This window comes from Enterococcus sp. LJL99 (genome assembly GCF_054871725.1).
The window spans coordinates 89832-113288 of the sequence record NZ_JBTXLT010000011.1 but is presented as its reverse complement, the minus strand read 5'-3'; the positions used below and the strand labels follow the sequence as shown (position 1 = coordinate 113288).

The 23457-nt window shown below is 34.1% G+C and carries 15 protein-coding genes; 7 read left to right on the top strand and 8 right to left on the bottom strand.

The window, feature by feature from the left end:
- Positions 1-57 precede the first annotated feature (57 nt).
- From ACYSNW_RS14945 to ACYSNW_RS14935, 3 genes are all read right to left on the bottom strand, one after another.
- Entirely contained in the window at positions 58-1353 is a 1296-nt protein-coding gene (locus ACYSNW_RS14945; RefSeq protein ID WP_461745801.1) for a hemolysin family protein, read from the bottom strand.
- A gap of 184 nt (positions 1354-1537) precedes the next feature.
- Positions 1538-3478 (bottom strand): KUP/HAK/KT family potassium transporter, encoded by a 1941-nt coding sequence (locus ACYSNW_RS14940; protein ID WP_461745831.1) that lies wholly within the window; start codon positions 3476-3478, stop codon positions 1538-1540.
- Between the two features lie 707 nt (positions 3479-4185).
- Positions 4186-6828, bottom strand: a complete 2643-nt coding sequence (locus ACYSNW_RS14935; RefSeq protein ID WP_461745799.1) for a calcium-translocating P-type ATPase, PMCA-type — start codon at positions 6826-6828, stop codon at positions 4186-4188.
- A gap of 374 nt (positions 6829-7202) precedes the next feature.
- Between ACYSNW_RS14935 and ACYSNW_RS14930 the strand changes: the two genes are divergently transcribed.
- The 3 genes from ACYSNW_RS14930 (at position 7203) to ACYSNW_RS14920 (ending at position 9293) form a co-directional block, all read left to right on the top strand.
- Positions 7203-7448, top strand: coding sequence for a helix-turn-helix transcriptional regulator (locus tag ACYSNW_RS14930; protein WP_461745797.1), 246 nt, complete (start codon positions 7203-7205; stop codon positions 7446-7448).
- Between the two features lie 798 nt (positions 7449-8246).
- Positions 8247-8540, top strand: a complete 294-nt coding sequence (locus ACYSNW_RS14925) for a hypothetical protein (RefSeq protein ID WP_461745795.1) — start codon at positions 8247-8249, stop codon at positions 8538-8540.
- A gap of 540 nt (positions 8541-9080) precedes the next feature.
- A complete protein-coding gene (locus ACYSNW_RS14920) occupies positions 9081-9293 on the top strand; it encodes a hypothetical protein (RefSeq protein ID WP_461745793.1) in 213 nt (70 codons plus the stop codon).
- Positions 9294-9766: 473 nt separating this feature from the next.
- On the opposite strand, the gene queA is transcribed toward ACYSNW_RS14920, so the two are convergent.
- A complete protein-coding gene (gene queA, locus ACYSNW_RS14915; RefSeq protein ID WP_461745791.1) occupies positions 9767-10798 on the bottom strand; it encodes a tRNA preQ1(34) S-adenosylmethionine ribosyltransferase-isomerase QueA in 1032 nt (343 codons plus the stop codon).
- A gap of 478 nt (positions 10799-11276) precedes the next feature.
- Between queA and ACYSNW_RS14910 the strand changes: the two genes are divergently transcribed.
- The 4 genes from ACYSNW_RS14910 to ACYSNW_RS14895 are packed head-to-tail and all read left to right on the top strand — an operon-like array spanning position 11277 to position 14715.
- Positions 11277-12476 (top strand): betaine/proline/choline family ABC transporter ATP-binding protein, encoded by a 1200-nt coding sequence (locus ACYSNW_RS14910; RefSeq protein ID WP_461745790.1) that lies wholly within the window; start codon positions 11277-11279, stop codon positions 12474-12476.
- Positions 12477-12479: 3 nt separating this feature from the next.
- A complete protein-coding gene (locus tag ACYSNW_RS14905) occupies positions 12480-13115 on the top strand; it encodes an ABC transporter permease (protein ID WP_461745788.1) in 636 nt (211 codons plus the stop codon).
- Positions 13115-14047 carry an osmoprotectant ABC transporter substrate-binding protein gene (locus ACYSNW_RS14900; RefSeq protein ID WP_461745786.1) on the top strand — a complete coding sequence of 311 codons (933 nt, stop codon included), beginning with the start codon at positions 13115-13117 and terminating at the stop codon, positions 14045-14047. The genes ACYSNW_RS14905 and ACYSNW_RS14900 overlap by 1 nt, the downstream gene beginning before the upstream one ends.
- Entirely contained in the window at positions 14047-14715 is a 669-nt protein-coding gene (locus tag ACYSNW_RS14895) for an ABC transporter permease (RefSeq protein ID WP_461745785.1), read from the top strand. Before ACYSNW_RS14900 ends, ACYSNW_RS14895 begins: the two co-directional genes overlap by 1 nt.
- Before the next feature lie 47 nt (positions 14716-14762).
- Here ACYSNW_RS14895 and ACYSNW_RS14890 read toward each other — a convergent pair whose 3' ends face one another.
- The 4 genes from ACYSNW_RS14890 to ACYSNW_RS14875 form a co-directional block, all read right to left on the bottom strand.
- Positions 14763-16586: an APC family permease gene (locus ACYSNW_RS14890; protein WP_461745783.1), complete on the bottom strand. Its 1824-nt coding sequence runs from the start codon at positions 16584-16586 to the stop codon at positions 14763-14765.
- Positions 16587-17262: 676 nt separating this feature from the next.
- Positions 17263-18927: a MutS-related protein gene (locus tag ACYSNW_RS14885; protein WP_461745781.1), complete on the bottom strand. Its 1665-nt coding sequence runs from the start codon at positions 18925-18927 to the stop codon at positions 17263-17265.
- A gap of 173 nt (positions 18928-19100) precedes the next feature.
- Positions 19101-20264 carry a cation diffusion facilitator family transporter gene (locus ACYSNW_RS14880; RefSeq protein ID WP_461745779.1) on the bottom strand — a complete coding sequence of 388 codons (1164 nt, stop codon included), beginning with the start codon at positions 20262-20264 and terminating at the stop codon, positions 19101-19103.
- A 254-nt stretch (positions 20265-20518) separates the two neighbouring features.
- The gene (locus ACYSNW_RS14875; RefSeq protein ID WP_461745777.1) at positions 20519-23185 is read right to left on the bottom strand and encodes a YhgE/Pip domain-containing protein; all 2667 of its coding nucleotides are present in this window, start codon (positions 23183-23185) and stop codon (positions 20519-20521) included.
- Between the last annotated feature and the right edge of the window lie 272 nt (positions 23186-23457).

The window sequence follows — 23457 nt, the reverse complement described above, 5'->3', positions numbered from 1 at the left end:
TTGTTCGATTTTAAAAGATAAAACAAAAGTGGTTTTTACTTTTGTCTCCCTCACTATTTAATCATTTTTTGTTACTTTAAAATAATTGATATGAGCATGTTCATAATCCATCACTTCAAACGTAAACGGACCTATAACCACTTGATCTCCTACTTTAATTTGATCGACTTTATGCTCTACAATGAATCCTGCCAAAGTTGACATTTCAGAATCCTCAAATTCAGGAACTTTTAAATCAAAATAACGTTCTAAATCATCTAGAGTAATTTTACCAGAAATAACATAGTTATTAGGTGATTCTTTCGCAATCAAAGCATTTTCCAAATCTGTTTCATCCCGAATATCCCCCACCAATTCCTCCAGAATATCTTCAATAGTGACCATACCACTTGTTCCACCATATTCATCTTTTAAAATTGCAATATGTTTCCCTTCTTTTCTCATCATCGTCAATAATTTTTTAATTGGTATAGATGAAAAAGTAACAATCGGTTCTTCTACTAATTCACAAACTTTTCGCTCTTTATTTTCAAAAGACTCTTTGATTAAATGTGGTAACGTTACATAGCCAATCACCTGATCTTTTGAATCTTCAATAACAGGATAACGTGTATGTCCGCGTTGTAGAGAATGTTGAATCGCTTGTTCAACTGTTTCATCTGCTTCAAATACTTCCATCGAAGTGCGGTCAACTTGAATTTCTTTGGCAACCGTATCATCAAATTCAAACACATTTTCCATATATTGGAACTCTTCTTTGGTTAATTCACCTTTTTTATAAGAATCAACAGCGACGAGTAATAATTCCTCTTGTGTTAATGTCTCTTCCCCTTCACTCACTAATTTTATTCCTAATAAACTGCCCAATTTTGCGGCGGAATGATTCAATAACCAAATAAAGGGAAACATTACTTTATAAAAATAATGGAGTGGTTTGACCACTGCTAAGACCGTTTTTTCAGTTTGAGCAATACTATAGCTTTTAGGCAGCAATTCTCCAACTACAACATCTATATAGGTTACAATCACAAAACCTAATACAATCGAAATAGTACGGCTCAATGCCCCACTAATCGGTAAATCGCCAATCAATGGATGCAACAAAGCAGCGACAGATCCTTCACCAACCCAACCAATAATCAGACCTGTCAACGTAATTCCTAGTTGACTAGCCGATAAATAAGCATCCAAATGATGGGTGACATGTATCGCTAACTCCGCATTTTTCCTTCCATCTTTTTTCAATTGCTCTAATCGAGACATTCGAATTTTTACTAAAGCAAACTCGCTTGCCACAAAAAAAGCAGTAATTCCTATCATTAAAACTAACACTAGTAGATTTATTGCAACCATCGTGCACTCCCCTTATTTACTTTCTACTCCTATTATACTTCTCATTTGAAAAACGTTCGAGCTAAAATACTATAAAACAAAAAATAATTTAGATTTTTAAGCAAAAATAGAACCCAAGCTAAAACGACAGTCGTTTTAGCTCAGGCTCTCAATTTCTCAATTGTCATTTTATTTGTATCGTAATTTAATCAAATCGTTCTTTTAATTTTGTTTTTCTTGGTTTCCCGATAATCAGTGGAACAGACTCATATTTAACCTCACTATATTCTAAGCCAAACCAGTTTTCTGGTGTAGTCGTCCATTTTTTAATCGCTAATTTCATTTGCATGATTACACGATCCCAACGTTTCAGTTCAGTTACTTTGGATAATTCTTCTCGGATAATTACAAACTGAAAATCGCCTACTTCACGGCCTTTTGTTAATGAATATTTTTGTGGTTGTTTAGGCAATCGACCATCTTTCATTAAGTCATGGACAATTTGTCTTAGATAAACATTCACATCTTGTGCCACATGAAACCCTAAATATAATTGTACTTGAACAATAAAATCAGTTCCTAGCATATCGACAGAATACTCTTGTGTAAAAGGCTCATCTGTTACTTCTACGTTAACAAACCAATAAACTTTAGAACGTTTTGGCTGTTTATCTAAAATCGAATAAATTACTTGACGCCCAATTTCTTCGCTAATCATGTCCGGTGTCATAAAGACAACATTCGTTTGATACATCGGTACACTTGAATCTTCTTTTAACTCTTTAAGTTGAGGGACATATTCACGTAAGGGAACAGTATCGGTAATTTTTTCTTTAATGATATTGCCCCATTCCCAAATCGTCATCACAGTCAAGATTAATAAAGCAATTCCGACAGCAACATAACCACCATGGAAGAACTTTACAATACTTGAAATAAAGAAAACTGCTTCAATACTGGCAAAAAACAAGGTAATCGAATACGCCGCCCAACGAGGGGCTCCTTTTTGTAACAAGTAAAAAAGTAATAATACCGTTGTCATCAACATCGTCACTGTGATAGACAAGCCATAAGCTGCTTCCATGTGTGTCGAAGTTCTAAAAGTCACTACAATCAATGAACAAATGATCCATAATAGCATATTAACGGCTGGAATATACATTTGACCAATATTTGCTCCAGGATAGATAATTTTCAGTCTTGGAAGCAATTTTAATTTAATGGCTTCTGAGACCAACGTAAATGAACCTGAAATTAAAGCTTGAGAAGCAATCACTGCAGCAATCGTTGCAAATACAACCCCAAATAACATCATATCGTTAGGCATCATTTGGAAAAATGGATTCAAATTTTCAATACTCAAAATACTTGGATCATTTTTCACTCGTAAAATCCAAGCAGCTTGACCTAAGTAGTTGATAATCAAACAAATTTTGATATAGGGCCAACTCACACGAATATTAGTTTTACCAACATGACCTAAATCTGAATACAAAGCTTCTGCACCAGTTGTCGCTAAAAAAACATTTCCCAAAATAAAGATTCCTAATTTATTTTCAGGACTAAACAATAAATGAATCGCATAATAAGGGTTTAATGCTCGGATAACACTTAAATCTTGACCAAAATTGATAATTCCCATGACACCTAAAAAAGTAAACCATAAGAACATGATGGGTCCAAACGCTTTTCCTACCGCTTCTGTTCCAAATCGCTGCACTGAAAAAAGAACTAAAATAATAAATAGAGTAATATACACAATTATGTTTTGATCATTTCCAAAACGATCAAAAAAGATAGGGATTCCGCGTAATCCTTCAATAGCGGTTGTAACAGTTACTGCGGGCGTTAATACCCCATCTGCTAATAAAGCTGCCCCACCGATCATTGCTGGGATAATCAAATATTTCCCGCTTTTTCGAACTAAAGTATAAAGAGAAAATATTCCACCCTCACCATGATTGTCTGCATTTAATGCAATCATCACATACTTTATCGTGGTCAAAATAGTTAATGTCCAAAAAATCAACGATACCGAACCAATCACAAAATCTTCTGATACATTTCCTATTCCACCATTTTCACCCACTATGGCCTTCATTACATATAGTGGACTTGTTCCAATGTCACCATAAACCACTCCCATAGCCACTAATAATCCAGCAGCTGTTAATTTATGATGTCCTTGAACCTTTTTCTCTCCCAAAACCTTCTCCTCCTACGGTCGCTCTGACAATTTTCAACCAAATTCCTTGCTATGACCACATATTAAAAGACCTAAGTGAAACGACACTTGGCCCTTACACTTAGGTCTCGCAATTTCATCTTAGACCAGTTGATAGATATTCGTCAGAGTGACTACCTAAACAACTTGCTGTTGATCTAAAGACATAGATGATCTATGCTGCTACTCCCCTAAGATCTCTGCTATTCGTTCGAATAACAAAAATAGTGGTATATTTTAACATTTATTTTATAATTGTTCTAAAGAAAGAACTGAATTTGATATCAACTATAATACGCTTTGAATAATTTAGCAAGCCTTTTAACTAATTATTTTAAATAAAAATAATTGCTTTTCTTTAAATGAATCGATTATTTCAAATAAATATCTTTTTTTCTATATATATCAACGCTAAAATGACTATCTAAATTTATTTTAATAAAAAACCTTGAGTAAGCAGATTAGACTAAAAGCAATTCCAATCAAAAAAACGACAACTCAGAAAAAATGGAAAACATCGAATAGGAGTCATTCAACATTGAATGGAAACCGTTCATGTCTCTTGTCATTTTCGTAAGTTGTCGCTTATTTTGGAAGGTAAACACTTTTCCTAGTTTCAGTTAATGAGATTATTCTTCTGTTTCTTCGTCATCCACTGAATAATGGAATTTAATCATTTCATTAACAAAAATCGGTATAACTGATAAGAAAATAGCCAATAACCAATGATTTAAGCCAATTGGTACTAACCCAAATAATTCTTGCGTAAATGGTATTAAAGCAATTGCTGTGGTAATAATAATTGCTAAAATAGCCATTTCAAACAAAGATTTATTAGATGAAAGTTTCACTCTAAAGATAGATTGTGTACTTCTAACATTAAAGACATGTAAAATCGAAGAATAAGCTAAAATCAAGAATGCAACAGTTTGTCCTACCTGTTGATTTGCTTCAACAAAATAAGAAACACTACTTACGTTCGCTCCAATATAATAACCAAACAAAGTAATTACAGTAAAGACTGCAGCATTAATCCCGATTTTTTGCCATAAACCTCGAGCGAAGATTCCTTCATTGCTCGGAATCGGTGGCTCATTCATGATCCCTTTTTCAGCTGGTTCACGTCCCAAGGCAAACCCTGGGAGTCCATCAGCTACCACATTTACAAAAAGTAATTGAACAGCGGTAAAAGGGGCGCCCCATCCTAATAACATAGCAATTACAACGATAAAAATTTCTGATATATTACAACTTAACAAGAAGTTTACTGCTTTACGAATATTTCGATACACTGCTCTTCCTTGAGCAACAGCATCGACAATTGTCGCAAAATTATCGTCCGTTAAAATCATATCAGACGCACCTTGAGCAACATCGGTCCCCGTAATTCCCATCGCACAACCAACATCACTAGCCTTTAATGCTGGCGCATCGTTTACGCCATCACCTGTCATTGCAACAACGGCACCTGTCCGTTGCCAAGATTGAACAATTCGAATCTTATCTTCTGGTGTTACTCGAGCATAAACAGATAAACCTTTGACACGTGCATCTAATTCTGCATCTGACATATTTCTTAATTCGCTTCCAGTAAGTGCCTCATTTTTATCTTTCAAAATGCCTAACTCTTTGGCTATTGCTCCCGCTGTTACCACATGGTCGCCAGTAATCATAACTGTCTTGATTCCAGCTTTTTTAGCTCTGGCGATAGCACCTTTACTTTCTGGACGAGGCGGATCAATCATACCAATCAATCCAAGCAAACGTAAGTTTTTTTCTAATGTTGCAGAAGTAATTTCCTTCGGTTCTTCGTCATAAACTGCATATCCAACGGCAATAACCCGTAGTGCTCGTTTTCCAAAACGATCATTTACAACCGTTGCTTGATCTAAATCTCCAAAACGGAAACGAGTAAGTAAAACGTCATAAGCCCCTTTAGTAATTGATATATATTTTTTCCCCATTTTATGAACGGTTGTCATCATTTTACGTTCAGAATCAAATGGAATTTCAGCAATTCGAGGATATTTTTCTTCTAATTCGGCTTTAGTATGATAATTTTCTTGTACAGCTCGCACGATTGCAGCTTCTGTAGGATTCCCACTAATAACTAGCTCGTCTCCCTCATGCTCAACAATGACATCGGTACAAAGAGAAGCCATTTTTAAAACTTCCATCGCTTCATCAGTCATGCCATCTTCTGTATCCGTGACAACATCTCCACGAGACCACACACGACGCACACGCATTTTATTTTGTGTTAACGTTCCAGTTTTATCAGAACAAATAACATTCGCGGTTCCTAGTGTTTCTACGGCTGGCAATCTTCGAATGATTGCATGTTTTTTTGCCATATTTTGCACGCCATAAGCTAAAGTGAGTGTCACAATAACCATCAATGTCTCAGGTACGGCTGCTACGGCTAAAGAAACAGCTGTCATAAACATTTCTAAGAACGGTTCACCTTGAATTTCACCAATCGCAAATACAAAAGCTGCCGCTGCTAATGCAATCAAGCTAATTCTTTTTCCAAGTTGGTTCAAGCGTTTTTGCAACGGCGTTTGTTGGGTATTGCCATCACTTAATAGTTCAGCAATTTTCCCCATTTCAGTTTTCATTCCAGTTGCAGTAACAATAGCTCTACCACGTCCGTTAGATACTGTACAACCTTTAAACACCATGTTCACCTGATCGCCTAATGATTCATCTGCTTTCGCTATGTACTCAGGATTTTTTTCTACAGGCTCACTTTCTCCTGTTAAAGCAGATTCTTCAACTCTTAATTGAGAAGCTTGTATCACTCGAGCATCTGCTGTGATCAGAGCTCCTGATTCTAAAACAAGTACATCTCCAACAACAAGTTCTTCTGCATCAATTGTTACTACTTTACCCTCTCGTAAAACAGAGCTACTCTGTTTATTCATATTTTGCAAGGCTGATAGTGATTTTTCCGCATTTCCTTCTTGAATAATGGCTAATGCTGCATTAATGATGACAATAGCAATAATCAGAATTCCTTCAAAATAATCGCCATGGTTCGTTGCAATCGCAGTGTAAAATGAAATTGCTGCAGCCACTAATAAAATGATTGTAGTAAAATCTGACAAACTATGAACAAACTTTTTTAAAACTGAATCCTTTTTCGCTTCGTTAAATTTATTATAGCCATTTTCAGTTAATCTTTTTTTCACTTCTTGACTAGTTAAACCTTTTTCTAGGTTAGTTTTCACCTCTTTAGTTACTGTTTCGATAGACTCTTTATATGCTTCCATCCTATTCCTCCCATTTTTTTTCTTCCTATTAATATAGTGTCTATATTCACTATGCCATTTTTTTCCCGAAACTTCAATCTCTTTGCTCTTTTTTAAGAAAACTTTCATTAAATTTTATATAATCTCAAAAAAAAAACATCTAATTATTTGTCAATTAATACATTTATTTTTTTATAAAAAAATAAAAATAGGCTAACGGACAAATTCTGACAAGAAAAAAGACCATATGTCTAAAAAATAAATTAAATTTATTAATTTTTATGAGATAAAGAAGAGGAGTTTTCTAGTAAGATATTTGTAAGTCTATCTAAGATATGGTATATTGACTATGCGCTTTTATTTTACATTTTCAGAATTAATTGGAGGGATTTGCATTGCCAAAAAAGAAGAACTCATCCTTTGAGAGTTCCATTCATGTTTATAGAGCTATGAAACGTATGACACAACAAGAACTTGCAGACAAAGTAGGAGTATCTAGACAAACAATTATCCAACTTGAAAGAAATAGATACAATCCTTCTTTACTTCTAGCACATGATATTGCTGAAGTATTTGAAGTTCCAATCGAAAAAATCTTTACTTTCAAAAAAATTACTGAGCAAACTGAAGAGTCTGAATAAGTAAATTAACTTTATTAATTTGTAACAAACTCTTAAAAATATGTTTTGACCATTTACTGGCAAATTTAGTAGTTTAGTTTAATGGTTACTAGACTACATGACCACGTCGTTTAACTAGCTTAGGAAAATAAGATATCTTATTTTTAACAAGAAGTTGGGACAAAAGCTATACTATTTGACAAAAACAAGAAGGAATTCAGTTAGTTGTTTTACAACGTGAGCTGAATTCCTTCTTGTTTTTCTAATCAACTTTTTAACTGTCTATTATACTATTTTATAATAGATAAATGCTTCTTTAGTCTATTCATTTTCAATTAACTTCAAAGTCATTGATTGAATCATGGAGAAGCTTTGTGTTTCTTTTAGCTCTCTTGGTTGTCCTATAACATTCAAATACAACCATGTCGCCTTGATTCCTCCTAGTATATTACAATAATCATTGTAGCTTTATTTCATAGTTCGAGTTTTTCATCTTGATTTTATATTTAGTCTTTCTCTCTTACATTCCCCTTCTCATAATGAACTAATCTCACAGTTGATTCATCCCAATCGATTTGCTATATTCATGCTCCTCAAAGCATGGTATACTTTATAAAAAGGAGGTGTTTGTATGGTTATTCTTACTCCAATATCATTAATAGCTGCTGTAATTTATTTGGTGCTTTACTTAAGAAAAAAAGAAGATCATTATAAAAATTTAACTATCGCTTTTTTCGCTTTGTCAATAGCTTCGCTTATTCTCAATAACTTAATATTTCGTTGGATGCTAAGGTAATTTATTTAAAAGGAGTGATTTATTTGAAATTAAGAATTAAAGATATGCTTTCTAAAAGAGTTTTTTCAAAAACAATTATTACTTTAATGTTCTTTTACATAATTTTCTCTACTTCCAATATCCCGTTCTTGTTTAAGCTTTCTTTTTTCTTACTTTTCTTTTTTTATTCACTAGAAACAGATGAAGTTACTGGTCAATCTGAAAAAAACACATGGAAATTTACTAAAGAAACTATTGATTGGAAATGGTTTTTTACTATTATCGGTATTTTTATTGGTTTGATTCTACTGACGTTTTTCATTCTTTGGAGAATGTAAAAACAGCTATCGTGTATATTGATTTTTGTTGTTTTATCGCTCAGTCAACTTCTTCCATTTTTTTGTTATGAAGATTAACACCCAAACTTGATTGATTCGACTATTTATTACAGGGTGTTTTCCAGTATTTCTCGTACTTGCTTCGTATTTTTCAACATCTATCTGTTTGAATTTTCTTAAGGTTATATATCCATATTTTTCCGCAATCAGTCAAATTGGTTTGTGTATTTTTGATTTAGCATATTCTTTCTAACTTACCCCCAGAATCATCTATGTACCAATACTGCATTGATACATCATTTCCCTTTAAATATATACAATGAATTTACTCCCATCAGGAAACTCCACTTGAATAGGTCTTCCCGAATAATCTGTTAGCATACTCAATTTGATTCTTTAATACCCTTTCTCTTCACTTGCTAAAATTATAAATAGCTTATTTGACATTGTCTAAGCTAACAGATACACCACACACAAAAACGTACTTGATATCTTTGCTAATAGGTAATCGCTATAGAATAAGGTGAGCATTCTTTTTAAATGGTCAGAAGAAAGAAATTTGATGAATCTGGCTTCAAAACATTGAAACAAGCAAAATCTCGTCTTGCTGAAATCGAAATAAATATTGATAAAGAGGAATTTGGGTATTTTACTAAGAAAAATTTAGTTTGTGATGAGTATTACGAAGAATATTCCTTAAGAACGGTAAAACTAATGTATAGTCTACGGATGCTAAAAGAAATAATGATATGAGGTGAAATTAAAATGACTTTGGTCAAATCTCACACAAAAATGATTAGTCGTATATTAATTCCAAAACAGGAAAACCTCATGATATAAGTCAATTAAATAGAAATTTCAATCAATTAAATGATATTTAAGATCTTAATGTTTCCCCTCATTTATTAAGACATTATTTTACCTCTCAAGCTGCCATTGTTGGTGTGCCAAAAAGATATATGAATCTTGAACATAGTAGACGGAAAAGTATCCCCACATCGAAAACGAAGTTTCCGACAATGTAACTAATTTTGTGGAAAAAAACTAGCTTCCAACTAGCTTAAACCGTTGAATTAACAGTATTCCAAACTCTAAACCTGAGCGTATGTTGCGGTCGGGATATTTTTGAAAAATCCCGACTTTATCCCGACTAAACATTTTTTTCATCGATTCATTCTCATAAAAAAACTTAAACCTAAAAGAATGTTAAAATTCTCAAGTATTGTTTATTTGACGAACATTGCATCTCCAAAACTAAAAAAGCGATACTTTTCTTCAATTGCATGATGATACGCAGCTAAAGTTAATTCTCTACCTGCAAAAGCACTAACTAACATCACCAAGGTAGATTTGGGTAAATGGAAATTCGTACTGAACGCTTGAACAATTTTAAATTCATAGCCTGGTGTGATAAAAATATCTGTCCATCCGCTATCGGCATGAATTTCTCCATTAAACTTCGTTCCAATCGTTTCCAGAGTTCTAATCGAAGTTGTTCCTACTGCAACGATTTTACCTCCTGCATCCCGCACTTTATTTAATTCTTGTGCTGCTTTTTCTGATAAAGAATAGAATTCGCTATGCATTTCATGCTCAGCAATATTTTCAACACTCACTGGTCGAAATGTACCCAATCCTACATGCAAGGTCAAATAAACTAATTTAACTCCTTTATTTTGAATCTTTTCGAGTAACGGTTGGGTAAAATGTAATCCTGCTGTCGGTGCGGCTGCAGAGCCATTTTCTTTAGCATAAACCGTTTGATAACGTTCAGGATCTGCTAAGCGCTCCTTAATATAAGGAGGCAAGGGCATTTCACCTAATGATTCTAAAATTTCTAGAAAAATTCCTTCATAATCAAACGTCACAATTCGTCCACCATGCTCTAATTCTTCTATGACTGTTGCTTTCAATCGACCATCACCAAATTGAATCTGCGTTCCAACCTTGGCTCTTTTGGCTGGTTTAATCAGGGTTTCCCATGTATCCCCTGTCGTATTGGTTAAAAGTAAAACTTCCAAGTGTCCACCTGTTTCAGGTTTTTCTCCATATAATCGTGCCGGTAATACACGAGTATTATTCATTACTAGCGCATCGCCAGCTTGTAATTCGTCAATAATATCATGGAAATGTTTGTCTTCTATCTCCTCAGTCTCACGATTCAATACTAACAACCGAGAACTTGTTCGATCTTTTAAAGGTGTTTGAGCAATTAGTGTCTCTGGTAGCTCAAAATCAAAATCTTCTGTACTAAACATAATCTTCACTCTCTCTACTTGATTTGTCTTGGCTATTCTACCATTTTTTATTTCGTCTGGCTACGATGAAAAGTTTTTCATTTTTTAGACTAATAAAAAAGATAATTTTCAGTTCATTAATTTATTTGTTATTTCAAAATAACTATTTAGCTAGTCATAATTTCATAAGATTAAAGCAAGAAAAATCAAATCAGACTTGCGGCGAAAATATTTTTTAGTTAGTAGTTAAGCATTTATTACTAAAATAACAGATTTTTTTATTTATTCATCAATAAATACTTCTTAAATAATAAAAACGCTTCATGTAAACAAAAAAACACTCATTTAGTGTTTTTTTATTTTTGAAAATAATAGTTTTTTTTATCATTTTTCTATTAAATAGGGGGTCAAAATGGCAAAAAACGGGCATCCTGTTTGAACAAACACACTTTTTATAGCATACTAGTATAGAGTACTAAATAAAAATGAACACTATGAGGTGAAAAAATTGATTGAATTTCAACATGTTTCAAAAATTTACAAAGGAAACAAAGTCGCAGTCGATGATGTTAATTTGTCATTTGAGAAAGGTGAATTTATTTGTTTCATCGGCACAAGTGGTAGTGGAAAAACAACTTGTATGCGTATGATTAACCGAATGACTGATCCTTCAAAAGGAAAAATTCTAATAAACGATGAAGATATTCTTTCAATCAATCCTGTAGAATTAAGACGAAAAATTGGTTATGTTATTCAAAATATTGGTCTTATGCCACATATGACGATTAGAGAAAATATTGTCTTAGTTCCTAAATTATTAAAAGTCGATCAAGATGAACGCAATAAAATTGCTGAAAAAATGATTGATTTAGTTGAATTACCTAGAGAAATGCTTGATCGTTACCCAAATGAACTTTCTGGTGGACAACAACAGCGAATCGGTGTTGTGAGAGCTTTAGCAGCCAATCAAGACATTATTTTAATGGATGAACCTTTTGGCGCACTAGATCCAATCACTCGTGACTCTTTACAAGATTTGGTGAAAGATTTACAAGAACGTTTGGGTAAAACAATTATCTTTGTTACTCACGATATGGACGAGGCGTTAAAATTAGCAAATCGAATCGCTATTATGAGTGAAGGAAAGGTCATTCAATTTGATACACCTGATAATATTCTAAGAAATCCTGTCAATGAATTTGTAGAAGACTTGATTGGAGAAGATCGTTTAATTCAAGCTAAGCCTGATATTACAACAGTTGGTGAAGTTATGTTAAACAATGCGATTACAATTACACCCGAAAAATCATTATCACAAGCGATTCGCTTGATGAGAGAAAAACGGGTAGATACTTTATTAGTAGTCGATGGCGCAGGTATTTTAAAAGGCTTTATTGATGTTGAAACGATTGATCGTCGTCGAAATATTGCAACTAGCGTAAGTGATATCATGAATCCAAAAGTCTTCTTTGTTAAAAAATCTTCTTTATTGAGAGATACATTACAGCGTATTTTAAAAAGAGGTCTTAAATATGTTCCAGTTGTCGATGATCAACAAAAAGTTGTCGGAATTTTGACCCGTGCTTCACTCGTTGACATTGTTTACGATGTTATTTGGGGAGAAGAAGAAGATTTAGCTGCTGCCTCAGAACAGCTAGAATATTTAACTAATGGCTCTGAACCTCAAACGGAGGTGTAAAGAATGCAAACTTTTTTCGCTGAACGAGGAAGTGAACTGATTACCAAAATCGGTGAGCATATTTTTATTTCTGGTGTTGCTTTAGCCCTAGGGATTCTATTTGCTGTTCCTATCGGTATTCTATTAACACGGACAAAGAAAACCGCTGCGGTCATCATCGGATTTACCAGTGCTTTACAAACCGTTCCTTCTCTGGCTTTACTAGCATTGATGATTCCAATTTTTGGTGTTGGTAAATTACCAGCAATTATCGCATTGTTTATTTATTCCTTACTACCGATTTTAAGAAATACTTATATAGGAATTAAGGAAGTTGGAGTCGATTATAAGGATGCGGCAAAAGGAATGGGCATGACCAACTTCCAATCTATTTTTCTAGTTGAACTACCTATTGCGATGCCGACCATTATGGCAGGAATTCGCTTAGCCGCTGTTTATGTTATTGCTTGGGCGACCTTAGCTTCTTATATTGGTGCTGGTGGTCTCGGTGACTTTATCTTTAGTGGGTTAAATAATTATCAACCAGACTTGATTTTTGCAGGAACGATTCCTGTGACTTTGTTAGCCTTAACCGCAGATTTGCTATTAGGTATGTTAGAAAAGAGATTGACCCCTAAAGCGTTAAGGGAGGCAGAATAATGAAACGAAAACTAAATTTCTGGCTAATTATGTTCGGTAGCATTTTACTATTGTCAGGTTGTTCTTTACCTGGTTTAGCTTCTAATTCAGATGACTCTACCATTGCAATCACAGGAGGAATCACTTCAGAAGCCCAAATATTAGCCAGTCTGACCGCTGGAATGATTGAACATTATACCGATCAAAAAACAACAATTATTAATAATTTAGCGACTACAACGATTAATCATCAAGCAATGTTGAATGGAGATGCTCAAATTTCAGCAGCTCGTTATACAGGAACTGATTTGACTACAACTTTAGGGATGGAACCGTTAAAAGATCCAGAAGAAGCATTTCATGCGGTAAAAACCACTTTCGATTCCAAATATCATCAAAAATGGTTCCCTTCTTACGGTTTTGCTAATACGTATGCCTTCATGGTAACTAAAGAAACAGCCGAAAAATATAACTTGAAAAAGGTTAGTGATTTAAAAAATGTTGCCGGTGAATTGACTGCTGGAGTAGATACGTCTTGGATTGATCGTAAAGGAGACGGTTATAAAGGATTTACGGACACTTATGGATTTGATTTTGGTCGTGTTTTCCCCATGCAAATCGGGTTAGTTTACGATGCTGTTGCTGCCAATAAAATGGATGTTGTCTTGGGTTACTCAACAGATGGTCGAATCGGCAGCTACGACTTAGTTATTCTAGAAGATGATCTGAAATTCTTTCCACCTTATGATGCATGTATCGTAGCCACAGACGCAATTTTAGATGAATATCCTGAATTGAATGAAGCACTTGAAAAGTTATCAGGAACTATTTCCACAGAAACAATGCAAAAACTAAATTATCAAGCTGATAATGATTTAATGGAGCCTAAAACAGTGGCAGATAACTTTCTGAGGGAACATAAGTATTTTGAATCAGAAGGAGGTAATAGATAATGCAAAATTTACATGAAATGAATTTAATCCAGCAATTCCTCTATTACTTTGATCAAAATGGCAATTACGTATTAAGCCAATTCCTACGCCATTTTCTGATTTCGATTTACGGTGTTCTATTCGCTGCGATTGTTGGTATTCCAATCGGTATTTTGATTAGTCGTAGAAAAAAAATGGCTGGTTGGATTATTAGTCTCGCTAATTTGATTCAAACAGTTCCTTCGCTTGCTATGTTATCTATTTTGATGCTAGGTTTAGGTTTAGGAGTAAATACAGTTATTGTAACAGTCTTTCTTTATTCCTTACTACCTATCGTAAAAAACACATATACTGGAATGATTCAAGTCGATCGAAATATTCTAGATGTTGGTAAAGGAATGGGAATGACCCCATTGCAACGTCTATATATGATTGAATTACCACTCTCTGTTGCAGTAATTATGGCTGGGATTCGAAATGCGCTAGTTGTAGCGATAGGAATCACAGCAATCGGGGCTTTTGTTGGCGCAGGTGGTCTAGGGGATATTATTATTCGCGGAACAAATGCCACTGATGGAACAGCCATTATTCTTGTCGGAGCGCTTCCGACCGCTTTAATGGCAATCATTACTGACTTTGTTTTGGGTATGATTGAGCGTAGACTAGATCCAGCTAGTAAACACTCCTAAAAAAACTCACGAAATTTGTCGTTCAAATTTCGTGAGTTTTTTATCGTTTATTTTTTCAAGTGGTAACTATAAGTAGACACCACGATATTTTCTCTCATTGCTAATTTCAATCGTAATCTTAAACTTGTTTGATTGTGTAAAATATTTTGCCAACGACGATTCGGAATAAACTGAGTAATCATGACTGTCGTTGTATAATTTCGCTTGGTCGCATTTTTACTCATTAAATCAACATAACGAATAATTGGATTGGTTAATGAACGATAAGACGAATGTACCACAGAAAAACGTATATCGGGAAAATGATGCTTGAAATCCGCTTCGATTTCCTTTTCTTTTTCAACATTTTCATCCATTGAAACATGCATTGCAATAACATAATCACCAATCGAACGAGCATAATTAAGCGCCTCAATATTCACTCTAGTTACATTTCCTACCAAGACAATTACTGTATTTCCTTCGTATTCATGTTTTTCAACATCTTCTTCTAAACGCAATTGTTCTGCTACATTTTTATAATGAGAATGAATACTATAAAAAAGAAAAATCAATGCAGGCATAATAATAAAGAATGGCCAAATATCCCCTAAGCGATATCTAAATAAAATAATAATGATCGTATAAGAAATAGCGGCTCCGATAATGTTAGCTAATGATTTAGACAGCCATCTTTCGGTATCCTTTTTCCATTTTAAAACCATTCCTGTTTGCGATAAAGCAAATGGGATAAACACCCCAATTGAATAGAGTGGGATTAAGCGTTCTGTTGAACCTTGAAAAATCAGTAATAATACAATCGAACCTGCAGCTAAAGTAAGAATTCCGTTTGAATAACCCAAACGATCCCCACGGTCCATGTACATATGAGGCATAAATTTATCTTTAGCTAAATTGTATGCTAAAACAGGAAATGCAGAAAAACCAGTATTCGCTGCAACGGCTAAAATCAATGCTGTTGTAAATTGTAACAGATAATAAAGAAAATTATGGCCAAAAACAGCCTCACCAATTTGAGATAATACCGTCACTTCCTTTTCTGGTATAATTCCATACCAATAATTGATAAATGTGATGCCAACAAAGAAAAAGCCTAAAATCAATGCCATCAACGTTAATGTTCCCGCCGCATTTTTAGCTCTAGGTTTCTTAAAAAATGGTACCGCATTACTAATTGCTTCAACACCGGTTAATGAAGAAGATCCTGAAGAGAAAGCTCTTAAAATAATTGCAATCGAAATCCCAGGTACCACAGTTCCTGGGATAGCTGTTGCATTTAGTGGAACAACCCCTGTAATGATTTTAAACAAGCCTGTCACGATTAACAATGTGATGACTGCTATAAAACTATACACTGGAAACATCAAAAAACCAGCTGATTCTCGCAATCCTCTAAGGTTCATCATCATAATAAGTAACACAATAATAACTGAAATAAGGACTTGATGTTTATACAGTGAAGGAACTGCAGAAATAATTGCTTCTGATCCGGCTGAAACTGAAACAGCTACTGTCAACATGTAATCAATAAGTAACGAAGCTCCCGCAACTAATCCAGCTTTCTCTCCTAGATTTTCACTGCTTACTACATAAGCTCCACCACCATGAGGATACGCATGAATAATTTGTCGATACGATAATGTTAATGAAATAAGTAAAATAATCACAAATAAGGCAATCGGTAATGAATACCAAATGGCTGCAGCAGATAAAGCTACCAATACCACTACAATCTGCTCTGTTCCATAAGCAATAGAAGATAACGCATCTGAAGACAGCAAGGCTAACGCCGCAAAACGGCTCAATTTATGTTCATCATTTTCAGCAGATTTTAATGGTTTCCCTATAAATAATCGCTTTAAGTAATCCACTTTTCTCTCTCCTTCTAAGAAATTTCTCTCTACTAAATATCAAATACTCACATATGCTACGCTTCTAAAGAGAAGTTGTCAATTATTTATACGCGCAATTACTAAAATTTGATAGTACTCTAAAAAATAAATGCTTAAAGAGACAAAACTATGTCGCTCTAATACATAAATCTTGGATAAAATCAGCTACTTAAATACATCAAAAAAGAGGTTGGGACAAAAGCGGTTAGCTCGGAGAACCAAGTAGGTACGATGCATCATCGAATCACTACGTTCTACGTGATTTATCGCAATAAGAAGGAATTTCCGAAAATGACAAGAAACACGAAAGATTCTCTTTCAATGTTGAATGATTCCTACTTGATACTCTTCAAATTTTTGGTAACCGAGTAGGTATTGTGCAACATCAGCTTATTTCATTCGCTGTGTTTTACAACAATTTCGGCTTATTTCTGAAGGAGCTGCTTTTGCACCAATGTTTATCAGGTCATAAAACAATCGCTTAGAATTGAGCAATTGGACGAATCAGCGTTATTGCGCTTTTTGCAATGAATGCTGATTAGGAAATTGCCTAGATTCTGATTGTTTTATGCCGTTTGTTTGGTTTTAAAAGATAAAGCAAAAGTGTTTTTTTACTTTTGTCTCACCCACCTATTTTCGGTTGTTTTACCAAAAATTATTTTTTCAAAACATTCCACGTTCGATATTCATCAAAAGAGGCAGCCTCTTTTTTAGCTAACGTAACGATTTCTTTCGGATAATTCAATACTTGCAGTAATTGTAACGCATTTCGTGTTTTAGAAGGCCCTTGTCGCAATAAATAATCAAAAGTCACTCCTTTTTCTTCAGTTACTTGTTCTTCAAAATGCACATTATCACAGCACTCTTTTAAAATTTCAGTCAATTCGATATCATGCGTTGCCACAAAAGCAAGGCTATCCGTTTGATCCAACCAATGAACAATACTAGCTGAAGCCGAAATTCGTTCAATTGTGTTGGTCCCTTTTAGAATTTCATCAATAAAACATAAGCAAGTAGCGTTCTTTTTTGCCAAATTTAAAATCCGTTTAACTGATTTTATTTCAGCTACAAAATAACTATCCCCTTCAAAAATATCATCTTCAACTGCCATCGAAGTTAATACATGTCCATAAGGTAGTTGAAATCGTTTAGCAAGTGCGGTGTGAATTGTCGCAGAAAGCATACAACTAATGGCTATACTTCTAACATAAGTTGACTTACCTGAAGCATTAGAACCTGTTACAAGCGTGTTTTTGGTCCATAAAACCTCGTTAGGAACGGGGCGTTTCAATAATGGATGATAAACCTCTTCCCCTCTGACCACTAATTCTTCTGAAAAAATAGGCTGACTAGTATCTGGCATCAACGTACGATAATTCAATACAGCTGCGGCAACTTCTAATTCCCCTAACAAACGCCAAACTTCTTTCGCTTTTTGCTCATGACTATTTAATTTCGCCAAAACAAAATTATAAGAGATAAAAGGCAACATAAACATCATAGAAATATAATCGAAAAACAATTCTGCTTCGCTGTTTGATTTTAGTCGAAAAGAAATTCCAAACTTAGTGATGGACTCAATCGGTTTTAAATTTTCTTTTAATTCTGCTTGAAAAGGGGTCGCAATTTTAACACTTTTTTTTGCCGTAGCAACCATTTGAACCAAATAACCCATGCAGGCTAGCTCTCGATTCAACGTCTCTTTTTTGGCTTGATAATAAATCACATTGAACAATATAGAAGCCAGTAATAACACAACCGTTAACGTTGTCGGAAATAAAAGCAACAAGCCAGTCAAAATGAGCGGTAGTATTCCGCAAGTTACATAAAATAAAACATGAGGTAATTTTTGATTTTTGGCTTCAGTTAAATATTCTTCTACCAAATTATTATCTTTCTTACCTAAACAAGCAAAATGAAATTGGATTTTTTCCCGCGCAGCAGGATTCGCCTCATAATAGGCAATCAATTGTTCTAAACGCTGATGATGTTTTTCTGAAAAGTTATAATTGCGTAAACGTTGATATAATGCTTCTGATCCAGCACTAGAATAAGTAGCATTAATACTTTCAAATAATGTGAAACCATCTAAATCATACCAAGTAATATCATCGATTTCACTATCATATTGACGATATTGTTTCGCTATTTGCCAAGCTGCTTTTAAACTTTTTTCCTTATCAAATCGGCGAGAACTAGGAAATTTACCCCATTTTGTTCTGACCATTTCTTTTAATTTTATCCGGTTATGAATTTCAATTCCAATAATCACTAAAATAATCAAACCAATAAACCCTATCACAACTAATTGCGTCTCCATATCTGCTCATCCCCTTTTTTATTAGTATATGCTTCCCAAAACAAATCTACAAGTTTCAATAATATAACAGTGATATCAAAAAAAGAACTCCTTTAAAATCTAGTTAGATTTTAAAGGAGTTTCACGTAATTTTTATTATTTATAGCAACAAATCGCTCTGGTGCTTTCACTATTTACAATAAATACGTATGATCAAAAATGATTCTAATTTTATACTGTCCGATATGCTGACAAATATGTTCCTGAACAATCACGAAAATTTCTTGATCCGTCAAATCAAAATTAGCAGGAACAGCCAAATCAAAATGAATCTCTTCTGATTCGCCAATATCCACTACACGAATATCATGAGGTCGTAATTCTTGTGACATCGATTTGACCACTTTTTTTACTTCTTGATACACTTCTTGCTGAAATTGATCATATAAATTCACAGGATCGATATGACAAACTAAATCAACACCTAGTTCTTCTTGGAATCGTTTTTCAATAGCATCAATCGTTTTATGGGCTTGATTTAAATTCCAGCGGTCATCAATTTCAATATGAACAGAAGCAAATGTTTTATTGGGACCATATTGATGAATCAATAAGTCATGGAAGCCGACGATATCTGGTACCTCTGTAAGATGTTTTCTCATCTTATCAATGGCTGCTTGATTTGGTCGCAGTCCCATTAGTTCATTAATAAATTCACGAATCAATTGAATCCCTACATAAATAATATAACAAGCAATCACAAAACCAACGTAGCCATCAATTTTCCAGCCAGTCAATCCTTCTATCCCGGCAGAAAAAAGAACGGCAATCGTTGTATACACATCATTCATACTATCTTTCGCGGTTGCAACTAATGTACTCGAATCAATTTTATCGGCTACTTTTTTATAAAAAACACCTTGCCAAATTTTGATAAAAATAGAAAGTAATAACACTAACAAGATAATCGGCGTAACTTTAATACTTTGCGGATCCTTAATACGCTCAAATGATGTACGTAAAAATTGGAAGCCAACAAAAGTAACCATCAATGATACTAACATACCACTAATATATTCAAAACGTTCATGACCATAAGGATGCTCTTTATCTGCCGGTTTGCCAGAAATATAAAAACCAACTAGGGTTAAAATAGAGGAAATCGTGTCAGATAGATTATTCATTGCATCTGCCATGATTGATACACTTCCAGAAATAAGACCAATAATCAACTTACTTATAAAAAGAATTATATTAGGAAGTAGCCCCACTCGACCTGCAAAAGCACCAAATGCCGCTCTTAAATCTGGCTTATTTTTATTTTTAGCTTCAAATCGATTAATTAAAAAATTGATCATCCCAACCCTACTCCTTTTTAAGAATATCTTGCAACTATAAAACGAATCGAGAAGTTTGTATAGTAATTTGCTCATTTTTTTAGTAAGTTCTTATTGTTTAGAGCTTCCCAATTATGAAAAAAGAAGATTCTGCCTTTTTAATTAGGGTTACCTGAAAAAGCGTTATCATTTACTAATAAAAAAGAGCAAAAACCACGCTCTAGTCGGAAGTTTTTGCTCTTAAAAATGTTAATTAAATTTATCTAGTTACTAAATTAATGGAAAATTTTACTTTCATGCGAAATACTCTCTAATTTTTTGGTCTTCTCTTCTATATATGGATAGAAGAATGTTCCAAGAATACAAAAGGCAATAAAAATACAAACTAGAATAATAATCTGTACACGTGCATTTGGCCAATAGATTCCCCCCGCCGATTCTCTCAGTAAATCAACTGCGTGGGTAAATGGTAACAATGGATTGATAAATTGGAAGAATTTTCCTGAAACTTGAATTGGATAGTTTCCTCCTCCTCCCGATATAGAGAGGACTAAAATGATAATCGCAATCCCCTTTCCGACATTTCCAAATAAGGCGACTAAAACATAGACCATCATCATAAAGGTCAAAGCAACAAGTAAGGCAAATAGCACGCTGTAAACTGGGTTTTTAACATCAACACCTAACAAGAAATAATTTCCTAAGGTAACTATCAAAGCTTGAGCTAAGCCCATCACTAAGAAAGTCAACATACGTGCACCGAATTGCTCACGTTTGGAATATTTCCCTTTATCTTCTGGATCTAAAGAATAACTAGTCGTGGCAATACTAGAAAATAGAACGGCTCCCACCCACAAACAAAGGGCGGTATAAAATGGCGTACTTGCTGAACCATTATTAGCAATCGGGTATAACGCTTTTTCAGAAATTTCAACTGGTTGAGTAAAGAAGTCACTTTCGGCTGTCGCATCTAATTTCAACAATTTAATTACTTCACCTAAATCAACATCTTGCTCTCCCTTACGAATTGCAGCCGCTGCTTTTTTAATACCATTTTTAATTCCTGGCCAATCATTAGCAATCAAACTATTCGCTTTATCAAGTGCAGCTTCTAATTGCGGCATTTTTTGATTTACCATAGTTAAAGTACCCGTCACATCTTCTTTAATTCCAGGATAATCGTTTTTCATAAAGTTAGCCGCTAAAGCTAATTTTTCGGACACCACTGGCAAATCATTCGTATATAACTCTGCACCTTTATTAATCCCTGAAACAATCATATCCATATGACCATTTAAAAGTACATTCGCATCGTGAACCTCTTGTTTGATGGCTGGTAGTTCTGCCTGATATTTTTCTAAAATAGTGATGGCATTCGCAACTGTTCCTTCTGTTGCTTTTAATAAACCTGCAAAATCGATTTGTTGCGCTTTTTGCAATAATCCTTGTGCTGTATCTAATGTACTAATCAATTGGGCTAAAAGGCTATTGATAGTTGTTTCTAACGCATCCACATCAATGCTATTAGCTATCCCAGCGATTCTGGCTGCTTCTGCTTGAATTGCATCTAATTCATCATCCGTAACTAAATCGACATTGATTGCATCTACTCTTATTTTCAACGCACCAATTAAAGCTGCTGTATTGTTTAACTGATCAATTGTTCCTTGTAGTGCTTGATTTCCAGCTGCTTCTTGAATTTGAGTTAAGGTTTGAGCTAATTGCGCTACAACCTGTTGTTGCTGCCCTAAACTAGCAGATAATTGCTGTTTTAATTGTTCTCGTTCTGCAAGCGGCAAGCGATGATCTTTTATTTGTTCAACCACAGAAGCAACACTCGTACCAATGGTAGAAATTGCTTGAACAGTCACCTTAACACTACTAGTAATACTTGGTAATGCTTCTTGCAATTTGGCTGCACCTTCTGAAGTCACTTGAGACAATTCGCCTGCTTGATTTCCTAATTTTTCAATATCTGGTAAAGCGCTTTGCACATTTTTGATAATTTCTAATCCTTGCTTGGCTTCATTAATTCCATCTGTCATCGTTTGAGCGACAGAATCAAAATCTTCATCAATCATCGCTAATTGTTTTCCAGCATTTTGGATTTCAGGAATCTTTTCTTGTAACGTTAAAATAATCTTCGCTTGCTCTGTGATTTCAGGCATCTTATCATTAAGATCAATGATTTTTTGCCCTAACGCATCGACTTGTGGTAAATAATCGACAAACTCATTGGCTTTTGCTAGTTTATCTTTTAATTCAGGCATTTGACCATGTAATTTGGTCACTTCTTGAATATACTTATCTATATCACCTAAACTATCATCCGTAGATAAAACTAAATTTTTAACTTTATTGATACTAACTAAATTAGAATCTATATTATATCCAACTTCATTAAATACACTCATCAATGTACTGCTAGCTGTTTTGATAAATTCATCAGAAATTTGTGCTTGTAACGAAGTCGCTCCTTTATCTGCAATTTTAGGAGCAATCGCATTGATTTTCTCATTAATTGTGTATTCTATTTTAGGCTTAACAATATCGCCAGTCGTAAAGCTTAATAAATCCTTTGAAAAATCTTTTGGCAAATAAATCCCCGCATAATACTTTCCAGACTTGACTCCTTGATCTAATTCTTTCTTCGAATCAACGAAACGCCAGCCTAATTGTTTATTTTCATGCAGATTTTCTAAAACATCCTCACCAATATTGATTTTCTTTCCTTGAAAAGAGGCCGTTTGATCATCACTATATACAGCGATTGGTAATTCTCCCGTATTTGAATAGGGATCCCATAAAGCTTTAATATTGAACCATGCATATAATGAAGGAATCACCATTAATGCTATGATCAAAAAAGTTGCAATCGGATTCTTAAAAATTCGTTGCCAATCTAATTTAAATAATTTCAACGTTTTTTTTATTTTATTCATTTTGACCACCTACTTATTTTAATGACTGATATACTTTAGCATACTCTTTTCCTCATTAAAAGATAAATAAAGACAGTTCAGTCTATTCTACGACAAGTGTATTATTTTGTCGTAGAGCTTTCAAGAACTATGCTTCATTTTGGCATTGATTATGCTAGTTTTTCAAATAAATTCTATACATCTTTTCTACCTTATCATTATTTTTCAATTCATACTAATAAAAACAATTTAAACCTTACTACTTATCGATATTTTCATAAAAAAGTACTAGC